Below are 12,435 nucleotides of genomic sequence, written 5' to 3'. Positions count from 1 at the left end.
GATTGTTCGGTGCCTGATAGACTCCCCCCGACTCCATCGCCAGTGAGCTTGCATCATGCTCCATGTGTTGTTCAGCGTTTATCTGAAGATGCTGGTGCTCTACAGCCCGTTCTTCGTGTTGTCCTGCTTTATCAGCCTGACCCGTGGCTATTCGCGCAAGGAACAGCGGCGTCTGGCGTGGAAGGTCGCCCTCGCCACACTGATTTCCAGTGTTCTGCTGTATTTGTTCGGGCGGGTGATTTTCGATGTCTTCGGCATCACCGTGGACGCCTTCCGTATCGGTGCCGGCAGCGTGTTGTTCATTTCCGCGCTGGGCATGGCTCAGGGCAAACCGGCGGTGCAGGCCGATAACGTGCAGCAGGACGTGACCATCGTGCCGCTGACCATCCCGCTGACGGTCGGCCCCGGCACCATCGGCGCCTTGCTGGTAATGGGCGTCAGCCAGCCGCACTGGGACGACAAGCTCACCGCAATCATGAGTATTGCGCTCGCCAGTTTCACTGTCGGCGTGGTGCTGTATCTGTCGAATCGCATCGAGCGGATTCTTGGCGATCAGGGCTTGCAGATTGTCAGCCGCTTGATGGGATTGTTTGTCTGCGCGCTCGCGGCGCAGATTATCTTTACCGGCGTGAAAGGATACCTGGTGCCCTGAACGATAGTGAAAGCCAGCGCAAAAAACGCCGCGGACGGCAACGTCCGCGGCGTTTTGTTGTGCAGAAAGTTAGAATTCAGCGCAGCGCTTCAATCACGGCGGCAAGGCTGACAATCGATTCGCCATCCCGCACTCTGGCAAAAGCGTGCAGTCCGGCAGCAAGTGCGAAGGTGGATTTCCCACTTGCAATGCCAACCGTCAGCTCCAGCAAACATTGCTCGTTAAAATTGCGCACGACCAGACTGCGACCTGTGTCCGAATCGCTCAGCACCACATCTGCAGCGACCTGCGACATCAACCAGTGTCCACATTCATCGACGTCCAGATCAAGCAGCCAGGGTTCGGCTGCCTCAGTATCAAAGCTGCGACGCACATCGACCACAATGCAATCCAGGCGCTGCCAGGCTTCTTGCGATACGCGATATCCCGAGGTTTGCGGCCCGTAGGTCAGCAGCAGCCTAGCGACGCCATCGGGCAACAATGCCGAGATATCAGTCATGTCATCGCGCACCTCCAGCGCCATGACTTCCTCGTCGCGGCTGGCGTAGCTTGCGGGCAGCCAGACGCCGTTAATCGGCCCGGCACTGAAAATCAATTGATCAACCGGATCGAACAGCAGCGGTTGGCTTGCCTCGCGAGTGCCAAGAAAGACCGCCCACTGACCATCGCTGCGCCCTGACAGATCAAACAGCCGATCCAGCTCCGGCAGGTAATATTTGTAGCGATTCGGGAGGCTTTCGACATGCAGAACCGGGGCATGGGCCTGCCCGCTCAACAGCGTTTTCAAGCGTGTCCGTAGTTGCTCCTCAGTCTGACCATAAAGATAAGACCAGCGGTTTTCCACACCCATTATCTTTGCCGGCTGGCGATCCTCCAGCAGCATATTCACACCTTCGCGAGTTTGCCCCACCAGCGCTTCGCCTTGCCGATGCACTTGAGCGAAGGCCCATTGCGACCAGACCTTTTCGGTACTGGCCAACGGCTCAGGGCTGATTAACCGATGCCCCGATGCAAAGGCCCCGCGCAGCGTATCGAGCTCAATGAGCGGCTGACGATAAAGCTGCCCCGCTGCGACATCGAGCAACCAGACGGCTTGCTTGTCAGGGGTCAGCCCGAGCAGCGCCAGCTCTTTCCCGGGACCGATATCGGTCAGCACGACTTTCTCATCCACGCACCACGCTGCCAGCAATGCATGACCGGCCAGACCGCGCAGACCAATGATCGGGAACGGCAATCCTTTGGAATCTTTCGCCAGCGCAGGCAAAGCACTGAGCCAATCAGGGTTTTGCCGTAGCCAGTGCTCACCGAGGCCGGCAAAACCGAGAATCCCGGGTTTGTCCTTCTGATTACGCCATTGCTCATCGCTTCTGTTAGTCAGGGGAGGCACGTCGATGATCGCGACTTCATACAGTCGACCATCACTTTTGGTCGCAATGCACTGCTTGTCGGTCTGGGTAACGTCAACCACGTCGCGCTCGATCACTATATTTTCAAAATGACCGATGCTCGGCTCGATGCCGCGACTGATGGTCTGCTCCTGCTGGCTGTAGAACAGCACCGCATTGTTGTCAGCAGCGGGCGGCATCAGCAGCAACAGGTCCTCAGGCCAGGACAGATTCTGCGCTGCCTGGCAGCGTTTGCCCGTCTTCTTGTTGATCCAGGCGCGATCTTGCAAGCGCAGCCCCGCATAACCTTCGACGACGATGAACGGAGCAAAGGCGAACTCGCTGATACCAGCGGCCATGTCCGGCGTGTCGTCCTGAAAAGGGACATCGATTTGTCGCAAGGCTTCATCCGGCTGAAACCGGTAATCCTCAGCGGAAAAGGTGATTCTGCAGCGGGTCAGTTCCACGGTCTGATCGGTTATCCGGTATTCGATGGTGGTCACGCCAAAGGACTGCTCCTCAGCCAGCCTCTGCGATACGCGCAGAGAGCCATCGCTTTGTTGCCGGCATTCGATGATGGTTGAACCGATCCGGGGATTCTTCAAACGGTAGCGATGCATAACGCTGCCGGTGAGGATATCGACCCGCCACAGCGTTGCATGATCGGGGTGGTAGAACCATGCGTGGCGAGCACTGACGCCACCGAGTATCAGGCCGTCGTTGACCTCATGCGGAACATTGCGCGCATATAGAACGCGATCGCGTGCGGTATCGTAATAGCCTGTGGTAAAGACCGGCTCGCTCCCTGAGCTGAACGGCACACGGAACTTGCGCAACGGCACAAAGGCCGCCGTTAATTGCTTGTCTTTGACCTCTTTGCGCAGGTAGCTCAGAACCCGCGACGGGATCGCACTGCTCTGCGCGCCGGCATCCTTTTCATAATCGAGGGTGATAGCCACCAAATGCAGACTGCGGCTCGACCAGTCAATCCGGAACAGCCCTTCGGCCAGTTCGATAACACCGTCGAACTTGTTCAAGGTGATGCCATCGACGAGCATTTCAGGCGCGCTGTCGATGCTTTCGCGAAAGCTCACTTGGGCAAAATCTGCCCACGCCGCATGCACCGTCCAGACGACCTTTTCCCAGCCCTTCGCTTGTTCGAAGTTCACTGCCAACAGACCTGGCGCGAGCCGAATCTGATACTGCCCCTGGGGCGCCGTGATCCGGTAACTGATTTTCTTCTTCCACGCCTGGGGTAGATCCGGGACGACCAACTGGCGCACCTGCACGGTCAATTGCACCTTGACCGATGTGGCGGTATAGACCGGGTGAAGTTTGAACAGGATGTGCGGCAGAAAAGGCGTGCTGAACAGATAGAAGGTCCGATTGCCGTCAGCGTCATATTCCAACCCATGCGCCAGGCGATCATGCAACTGCGGATAGCGGGTGGTGGAAAACGGCACGGCCCCGGCACTGCCCAACTGATATTCGTAGCCGTAATGGCAGATTGGCGAACACGGCAACACGACAGTCTCGGGCAGAGAACCCCAGACACTGGCGGCGGCAGGACGCTCGAATGCTCTCGGGATGTTGATCGATTTGTGTCGATTACGCGGATCATCATCGTACTGCGGCAACTCCAGATCACTGCCCGTCCAGGGGTAGAATTTCTGCCCCTCGAACCCGATCCTTCTGCTCTGCAAATTCACTTCGGTAATCACCGCCATCGGCGGAAACTGCAGTACTCCAGCTTTGGCCTCGTAAGTTTTCTGATAGGCATCATGCAGCTCGGACAGATGCATCCCGACCGCCGCAGCCTTGTCCATGATCTGCCCCAGATTGCTGGCAATTGCGGTAACACCTATGCCGATCCCCAGCAGTGGCACAGACAGCGCTGCTGCCACGACGCCGACCCCGCCGCCCACGGTCAGGGCAACCAGATCCAGACCCAGCGCTGCGACGTTGAACGCCAGTGACGTGGAAAACCGCGAACGCTGTTCAGCGTTTTCCGCCAGCGACAGGTTGTAGATATCAAAGCCGATATTGGCCACGGAAAAGGCGATGCCGAGCCCGGTTGCGGCTTGACCTGCAAGGCGACCGGACAGCGATGCCTGACGAATTGCCTGTTCGCTCGCTGCTACCTGTCTGACCAGACGGGCGATCTGTACGACATCGCTGACAACACCAAAACCCAACTGTGCATAGCTGACATAGACCTGCACCTGCAGGGCGATGGTCAGCCCCGGAAGTTGCTCGTCGGCCTGGTAATCGCGCCGGCGCATTTCGCTGATGAGCGTCTGGATCGCAAAGGCGAAACTCAGACGACTGCCGCCATCGGATTCAGCGGCCGGGCCTGGCTTGCCGGCCCCGGCACGGACCAGTTGATCGACGTATTTTTTAACCTTGGCGAAACGAGAGTCCTGGGTAATGACCTCCACGGTTCTTTGCGGATGGCGCGAATCGACCAAGGTCATGCGGTAGCCGTCATCGGCGCTGTCGCTGAGGCTATCGAGTACCGGCGAATACTCGCGCCCGAGCTTGTGTTCGCTGCGTAACCGCTGGCTCGCCTGCTCGAGTTCCCCGGCCCAGAAGCGCGCATCCAATTGAGCCAGGCCGGCGCCCATCCGCGCGTTTTCCGTCAGCGAACGCGAGCGAGCCACCGCTTGCTTCGCCCAGATCGCCGCAACGTGGTGATCCGCCCCCGCCGCTTTGTGCCAGAAACCATCCACGCGTAAATCCGACGACAGCATGCGTGCGGCGATCATCGCGGTATCCAGTTCGACTACATTGAATCGCGCCGTGGCCATATCGCCCAAGCCGTAAAGCCTGGCCAGCGCATTGTCGCCCGCACTCAGATAATGCTCCACGCCCTGCTTCATGTGCTCACCATCGGCGAACCCGTAGAGCGCAAAGTTTGGATCGTAAAAGCGATAGACGGTTTGTTCCGCCACCTGCACTTTAGCCAACAGCAACGCATGATCACCGGTATCGAGCAGCAGGACCGCGGGCACCGCGCTAGCGTCGAGCACACGCAGTGCGCCGTCAAAATCGTGCGCGCCTCGAGCGGTGCCGACATCGCGGGAGGGCAAGGCGCGCAGTTCATCCAATGCGCTGAGTAATGCCCGCGAGCTGACGTCTTCCGGACTCGCGTTGGCGGTAGCGACATGTCCCACCAACGCTCGCTCGGCCGTTTCGCCAGCAGCCAGCGCCGCGCCCATCAGGAGCGCCAGCGGATAGCAACGCCGGCCCGGCTCGCCCGCGTTGCGCATCAGCAGGTCCTGCGGCAACTGCCGGGCCGAGACCGCACCGGCCTTGAAGAACGCATCACGCACCTGCCCGCTGCGCTGGAGAATCTGCGTGCGAAATTCCAGTTGCGCGGTGCGGTTGATCTGTTCGATACGTTCACCCCACTGGCGCAACGTCAATGGTTCGGCCAGCGCTCGAACCTTGAGCTCGCGCGCCGCCTGCGTCGACGACGGCAGATGGCGCGCAGGCCCGCTCTCGGATACCAGCGACAGACGTTGGCGCACGGCTTTTTCGATCGCATCGTAGCGGGCGAACGTGCCGTCGTTGTCCGTTTCAATGGCGAGTTTGCGCACGTTCTGCCAGGTATCGGCGAACCCGGCATCGTCCAGACTCGTCGCGCCGAAAATGCCACCGAGCATGACCCGCGTCGAAGGGCTCAGTTGCTCCAGCAGCAGCGAGCCGTGGGCGATGCGGCTGAACAGTTCGTTGAGGTGCCCGGTAGAGTCGGCGCCGAGGGATGTCGGCAACTGGGTCTCCGGTTGCGCGATGATGCGCTGGCGGCTGTCGAAGTCGATGGTAAACGCCTTGTCGAAGGCAATGTCATCACTCTTGTCGCGCATGGCCTGAATGAACGGCTCACCCAGATCATCCATCAACTGCTGCAGGACCGACGTCAGCAGAACCGGTTTTCCCTCGATAACGGGCCAGCCTTGTTTGAAGGTCAGGGTCTGTGGTTTCAGCAAGTCGTTCAACTCACCGGCATAGCGCGACTTGAGCTTGCCGGTTCGCCACTTGTCCTGCTCCCGGGCCAGCCAAAGATCTTCGTCGTCATTGACGGTCCAGCCAGAAATCGTCTCCTCTTCAGTGTGAAAGTTATATCCCTCGGCCAGCTTCAAGTGCTCTTGAATCGCGTTTTGATCGCGCTGTAGAAGATGGGTTTCTATATAGTTTTTTACGCCGGTAATCGCAGCGCCCGGTCCCGTTAGATTAATAGTGCCGCGGGCGGCGACACGAATACCGTCGCTGTAATATCCGTTAACCGCCTCGCTCAATTTGCCGAGGAAGTCCCGAAATGTATGCGTAAGTTGCGCGTCGCCAAATTTTTCGCGCCACGCGTTCTCTATGACATCCAGCAATCTGCTCGGCTGCGACCAATCAATTCCTGACGCCATAGCCCGACTCTCCACAGAGTAGAGAAAGTCATAGTTGAACCGAATCAGTTGCATGACTGCGAGCGTCATACCGCTTTGTGGCTGCGCCAACATATGAGCGTTCATCTCTCTGCCAATTTGCGTGCCCATGCGCAAACCGTGTGCAGAACTAAAGAAGTCGACTGGCGCGGTAAATATACGTTCGATGCCTGGCCTACTCTCTGCAAACGCAAGCAACGCAGTTTTGTCCCCAGCAGGCAAGGTTTCGGTGGAGTCTGCATAGCGCAAACGATCACGACCCGGCATCAACGCTTCATCATGATTGAGGAAAAGCTGCAACAACCCCAGCCGCTGTTGGTCGTCATATTGACTGATATCAACACCGCCCGGTTTCTCTGCGAGCGGCGGCAAATAGTCCATGTCGCTGTAACGACCGCCCTCCAGGTGCTCGGCCTGTAATCGCACGACATCACTTGCGGCTGCGAAGTTACCGCGCATGGCTACTTCGCGTTGATAAACGTCCCGCAAAAAGTGCCCGGAAAACTCGTGGCGAACATCGCGCAACTGCAAGTCGCTGCCGACCATTGCCTCGTGGGTCAGCATGCATTGCTTGAGGAGGGCATCGAGGGTCGCCCGATCTTTGCCATACGCGCGCACCATCAAGTCAATCCGCGCGGCATCCTCTTTGCCCTGCCAGCGCGGCTGCGCCAGATAAGCGAACATTTGCTGCTTCAGTACACGCGCACGGTCTTCGATCATTTGCGAAAGCCGGGAGGCCTTGGTGACCTTATCGCCACCCGACTCCATCGCATGAGCGCGCGCGCTGTCATGAATAACCCTGTTCATCTCGAAAGCCAACAATGCATCGCTGTCATACCAGAGGTTGAACCGGTAACCCTGAGGTTCAAGCACTTGGCGCCAGATGTTCATGTAATCGCGCTGGTTTGCCCCCACCTGACTGCCGCCGACCCAAACAAAATGCATGATTTTCGGCACCGGCCGCGCCGTGCCGCCAAGGATGTCCAGCGTCGCGGACAACCGGGCAGCGGTGTCCTGCAGTTCGCTTCGCACTGTTTCGATTGCTGCCGGCAACGGCGACGTTTTGCGCGTTGCAAGTGCCTCGATATTTTCGCGCAACAGGCTGATCACCTGGAGTTCATCCGACACGGTTAATGACGCCAACGAACTTTCATACAGCGCGGTCAGCGCCGCGTATTCACGAGTCTTGGAAAACTCCTTGAATGTTTCTTTCAGGGTCGCGTAATCCTTTCTCGAAATAAACGGGTCTGCTTGAATATTCACTTTATCCACACGCATAAACTTAGCCCTTGATTAAAAACTTAATCCGGGCGAAGTTATTGCGCCTAAGATGACACTTCAAACAGTAAACACCGCATTTGATTACACGGGAAATATGTTAAAACAACTGCTCTGATTCTATGTATGATCCTGCAACTCATCAGCGCCGGCAGGCTTACCGGAAAAACGCAGAAGCCGCGTCCCGGACGGGATCGCGGCACCGATATTAATTAAACCGTTGAAACAAAAATTCGACCGGATATTCCATCACGTTAACTTGCTTACAACTTGCCTGGCGCTCCTGTCAGGAAAGCGGTTTCTCACCATACCAACGCGGCGTGTATACCCATTCACCGCCCCCGGCACGGGCGAAGGTGCAGGTGGCCGAAGAGCCGATCAACACCATGGTGCGCATGTCCACCTGTTCCGGTGTCAATGCGCTCAGGGTCGTGGTCCGCAGCGTCTGCCCCGGCCGGCCAATGTCTCGACCGAGCACCACCGGTGTTTCAGGCGAGCGGTGCTGCGCAACGATCTCCAGCGCCCGGCCCAACTGCCACGGGCGCGCACGGGAAATCGGGTTATAGAACGCCAGGGCCAGATCCGCTTCGGCGGCCAGATCCAGACGCTTTTCGATGATCGACCACGGCTTGAGGTTGTCCGACAGCGACATCACGCAGAAGTCGTGGCCCAGCGGCGCACCGGCCTGAGCCGCAGTGGCCAGCGAGGCGGAAACGCCCGGGAGGATTTCCAGATCGACGCTGTGCCATGCCGGATCGTCCGATTCGTGCAGGGCTTCGAGCACCGCAGCGGCCATGGCGAATACCCCCGGGTCGCCCGAGGAAACCACGATCACCGAGCGGCCTTCGGCGGCGAGCCTGAAGGCATGGCGGGCACGCTGCATTTCTTCGCGATTGTCGGTGCAGTGCTGCACCTGATCATCGCGGAACGGGCCGGCCATGCGCACGTAGGTTTCGTAGCCCAGTACATCGGTGGCGCGGGCCAGTTCGGCTTTCACCGCAGGTACCATCAGTTCGGCGGCGCCGGGGCCTAGGCCGATGACCGCGAGACGACCGCGTGGACGGCCGATGTTTTCAATATCCAGCGGTTGCTCGGCAATCGCCACCGCAAGTTTTTCAGCGCTGATCACGTTCGCCTCAGGCAATGCGACGCGAGCAAGCGCCTGAAGATCGCTTTGCGCTGCGACGAAGCGCAGCGGCACGCCTAATTCAAGTGCGGCCTCGCGCAGATTCGCAGAGGCCATTTCAGAGTCGGCTGCCATCAGACAAGCCAACGCTTGCACGGCAACATTCGCCTGCTGCAACGCCGCGCGAACGGCGTCCGGCAGGTCGGCCACTTCGGTACTGACCGCCACCGCCACACTGCGCGGATAAATCAGCAACTCATCAGCGCGCACTTCTCGCTGCGCACTGCTCACATGAATCGAACGCTGCGCCTGCGGATCCTGCGGCAACTGCGCCTGATCCAGCCATGGCGCCGCGCCTTCGATGCGCACGCTGTGCCCGGCGAGGAGATCGGAAACGAAGCGTTTGCCCGATTCCAGATCCGCCAGTGCATAGCCGCTCGGCGGATTGAGCAGGCAGGTGCCAAAGCGCAATTCGCCGCTGGTGGTGATCGCCGGCGCCACTTGCAGCGCCGCCGCAATCTCCCGGGCCATGACGTTGACCCCGCCGAGGCCACCGAGCAACGGCACCACCGCGCTGCCGTCTTCGGCCACCGCCAGCACGGCGGGTTCGGCGCCTTTCTCCAGCAACAGCGGCGCCAGCGTGCGAATGACAATGCCGGCTGCACACAGGGCAATGATCGGCGTGTCCTGTTGATACAACGCGCGCAGGGTCGCGCCGAATTCCTCATAGCGGCTGTCGGCGCCTTCAACCCGTCCGGCGAGGCCGTGGATCTGCGCCGCCGGATAGACCTGCTGAATGCGCCGCGCCGTTGCGAGGCTGCCCTGGCCGAGAATGACGATGGCGGGAGTCGCTTGGCTCATCAACCTTGCCACCGTTCGCCCGGGACGATGATCAGCGAGAAGTACGGCGAGGACATCGGCTCGACCTGATCCATCGGCACGATCTTCTGATTGGCCATGGTCGCGCGCTCGACATACAACGCACGCTCTGCCAGGCCGAGTTCTTCCAGCACCTGACGCACCTTGGGAAAGTTGCGCCCCAGTTTCATGATCACCGCCGCATCGGCATCGGCCAGACGCCGCTTCAATTCTTCCTGGGGCAGCACGCCGGAAAGCACCGACAGGCTCTGATTGCGATACACCAGCGGCGCGCCGAGCACCGAAGCGCCGCCGAGCATCGAGCACACGCCCGGCACGACTTCGGCCTCATAACGGCTGGCGAGGCGGTCGTGCAGGTACATGTAGGAGCCATAGAAAAACGGATCGCCTTCGCAGATCACCGCCACATCGCGGCCGGCATCCAGATGTTCGGCGACCGCCACAGCGGCTTCGTCGTAGAAATCGCTGATGACCTGTTCATAGGACAGCGGCGCCGGCAACGCCTCGGTGGTCACCGGATAGACCAGCGGCAGCAGATTCTGCGCCTCGACCAGATGCGCCTCGATGATGCCGAACGCATTGCCCTTCTTGCCCTTGGCCACGAAATACGCGACCACCGGCGATTCGCGCAGCAGGCGCAAGGCTTTGACGGTGATCAGTTCCGGATCACCGGGGCCGACACCGAGGCCGATCAGACGTCCTTTGGCCTGCATCATTCGATCTCCGTGGCGAGGGCATTGACGGCGGCGGCGGCCATGGCGCTGCCGCCCAAGCGGCCTTGCATGATCACGAACGGCACGCCGCGACTGTCGGCCGCCAGCGCCGCTTTCGATTCGGCAGCGCCGACGAAGCCGACCGGGAAGCCGAGGATCAGTGCCGGTTTTGGCGCGCCGGCGTCGAGCATTTCCAGCAAGTAGAACAGCGCGGTCGGTGCGTTGCCGATCACCACCACACTGCCTTCGAGGTGCGGGCGCCACAGCTCCAGCGCGGCGGCCGAGCGGGTGTTGCCCAGCTCACGGGCGAGCTCCGGCACGCTGTCGTCGCGCAAAGTGCAGATCACTTGGTTATTGGCCGGCAGGCGCGCGCGGGTCACGCCTTCGGAAACCATCCGCGCGTCGCAGAGAATCGGCGCACCGGCCGCCAGTGCATCGCGCCCGGCCTTGCCCGCGCCCTTGGAAAATTGCAGACCGTCGACGGCCTCGACCATGCCGCAGGCGTGGATCACCCGCACCGCAAGTTTTTCCAGATCGGCGGGAATGCGCGCCAGATTGGCCTCGCGGCGAATGATCGCGAAGGAGTTGCGATAGATCTCCTGACCGTCGCGGATGTAATCAAGCATCAAGGGGGCTCCGGGAGCGGGCGTCGAGCAGGGTCGCGGCCGCTTCAATAGTAAGGTTGCAGGCGTGCAGCGTGCCGAATCCGGGCTGTGCTGCATCGCGAAAATAGAGGTCGTAATGACCGGGGGCAACGGCCAGCAGCGTCGCTGGCGCGCAGTGGGCGGCGGCGCAGGAGCGCGAGCAACCCGACAGGTGCACGCTGAGCCCTGCGGGCAGCAAAGGTGCCAGTTGCCGGGCATCCTGTTTGGTGTCGGCAAGGCCTTTGCCGCAGCCATCGGCGCCGGTGCAGGCAATCAGGCGAGCCAGTGGTTCGGCCTCGGTCGTCAACAGACCCAACGCCCGCAACTGCTCAAGCACGTTGTCGGTATCCGTCGCTTGCACGTTCGGCAACAGCAGGCTCTGCCACGGCGTGAAGCGCAGACTGCCATCGCCAGACTGTCGGGCCAGTTGCGCCGCGCCACGCAGCATCGCCGGATCAAGTCGGCCCAGTGGCGGCACCGCGCCGACGTAGCAACGACCTTGCGTGTTTTGCTGATGAGCGCCGATGTGCAGCGCGTCTGCCGACGTCGGGCGCTGCCAGTTGCTGATCGCTTTGAGCGATACGCGCTCGCGCAACGATTCAAGAAGCGCGAGCCTGGGCACCTCGTCGAGCAGATGGCGCATCCGTGTTTGCTCAGGTTGGGCCAGGTCGAGGAACAGTTCCAGCACGGCGACCACCAGCGCGTGAGCGTTGTCCTGAGTCACAGCGCCGAGAGGGCGATCGGTCGGGCAACCGGCCAGACCGAATGCCCAGAGGAGTTCGCCGTCACGCTCGAATGCCGACAACCACAGATCATGCGGATGTTCGAGCATCGCCAGCGCTTCGCCGCCGTCGAGCTGCACGGCGAACTTGGCGCTCAACTCATGGAAGCGCGGATGGCTTTGCAAGGTGTCGAGGATTTGCCCTGCGAGCGGGCGCGTGTCGATCAGCATCTGCCGATCGATACCGGCGGCCGGGCTGAGCATCAGATTGCGCACATCGTCGCCGGCAGCGTTCTTCGGCCCAAGGCCAGCGGCCAGCAAGCGCTCGATCAGCGCCGCCGATTGCGCACCGATGCCGCGAATCTGCAGGTTGCCGCGATTGGTCGCTTCGATCGCACCGCTCGCAAACGCTTCGGCGGCAGCGGCCACCGCATCGGCCTGATCCGCGCTGATCGAACCACCATCAAGCTTGATCCGGCAGATACCGCCGTCCAGTGCCTGGACGATACGCAGCAACCCCGGGCAGGCCGAGGGGCGTAAGGCGGTGGACATCGGGCGTTCGTTCAAGGGGCTGACCGGTTGCGTGGCAGAGGCGCTTCGC

General features: G+C 60.6%; 6 protein-coding genes. 1 reads left to right on the top strand and 5 read right to left on the bottom strand.

The features are described 5' to 3' along the window. Positions 1-55: 55 nt before the first annotated feature. Complete coding sequence (locus HU724_RS03965) at positions 56-652, top strand: MarC family protein (RefSeq protein WP_016771870.1); 597 nt, start codon at positions 56-58, stop codon at positions 650-652. A 76-nt stretch (positions 653-728) separates the two neighbouring features. On the opposite strand, the gene HU724_RS03960 is transcribed toward HU724_RS03965, so the two are convergent. The 5 genes from HU724_RS03960 to cobG all read right to left on the bottom strand — a co-directional run bounded on the left by HU724_RS03960 (position 729) and on the right by cobG (position 12,386). Continuing rightward, complete coding sequence (locus tag HU724_RS03960; protein ID WP_186567300.1) at positions 729-7,751, bottom strand: TcdA/TcdB pore-forming domain-containing protein; 7,023 nt, start codon at positions 7,749-7,751, stop codon at positions 729-731. A gap of 286 nt (positions 7,752-8,037) precedes the next feature. Next, positions 8,038-9,738, bottom strand: a complete 1,701-nt coding sequence (cobJ, locus tag HU724_RS03955; protein ID WP_186567302.1) for a precorrin-3B C(17)-methyltransferase — start codon at positions 9,736-9,738, stop codon at positions 8,038-8,040. Beyond that, a complete protein-coding gene (locus HU724_RS03950) occupies positions 9,738-10,472 on the bottom strand; it encodes a precorrin-2 C(20)-methyltransferase (RefSeq protein WP_373877941.1) in 735 nt (244 codons plus the stop codon). Before HU724_RS03950 ends, cobJ begins: the two co-directional genes overlap by 1 nt. Further along, the gene (locus HU724_RS03945; protein WP_186567304.1) at positions 10,469-11,095 is read right to left on the bottom strand and encodes a precorrin-8X methylmutase; all 627 of its coding nucleotides are present in this window, start codon (positions 11,093-11,095) and stop codon (positions 10,469-10,471) included. The genes HU724_RS03950 and HU724_RS03945 overlap by 4 nt, the downstream gene beginning before the upstream one ends. Continuing rightward, positions 11,088-12,386: a precorrin-3B synthase gene (gene cobG / locus HU724_RS03940; protein ID WP_275970775.1), complete on the bottom strand. Its 1,299-nt coding sequence runs from the start codon at positions 12,384-12,386 to the stop codon at positions 11,088-11,090. The genes HU724_RS03945 and cobG overlap by 8 nt, the downstream gene beginning before the upstream one ends. Positions 12,387-12,435: the final 49 nt, after the last annotated feature.

This window comes from Pseudomonas iranensis (assembly GCF_014268585.2).
Lineage (GTDB): Bacteria > Pseudomonadota > Gammaproteobacteria > Pseudomonadales > Pseudomonadaceae > Aquipseudomonas > Aquipseudomonas iranensis.
The sequence above is the reverse complement of the archived record's forward strand: the minus strand, read 5'-3'. Positions and strand labels throughout refer to the sequence as shown.

What these genes read in the sequence shown, in the direction of transcription:
- HU724_RS03945 (WP_186567304.1), bottom strand. Translation starts at nt 11,095, where the DNA reads ATGCTTGATTACATCCGCGACGGTCAGGAGATCTATCGCAACTCCTTC.
- cobJ (WP_186567302.1), bottom strand. Translation starts at nt 9,738, where the DNA reads ATGAGCCAAGCGACTCCCGCCATCGTCATTCTCGGCCAGGGCAGCCTC.
- HU724_RS03965 (WP_016771870.1), top strand. Translation starts at nt 56, where the DNA reads ATGCTCCATGTGTTGTTCAGCGTTTATCTGAAGATGCTGGTGCTCTAC.
- cobG (WP_275970775.1), bottom strand. Translation starts at nt 12,386, where the DNA reads ATGTCCACCGCCTTACGCCCCTCGGCCTGCCCGGGGTTGCTGCGTATC.
- HU724_RS03960 (WP_186567300.1), bottom strand. Translation starts at nt 7,751, where the DNA reads ATGCGTGTGGATAAAGTGAATATTCAAGCAGACCCGTTTATTTCGAGA.
- HU724_RS03950 (WP_373877941.1), bottom strand. Translation starts at nt 10,472, where the DNA reads ATGATGCAGGCCAAAGGACGTCTGATCGGCCTCGGTGTCGGCCCCGGT.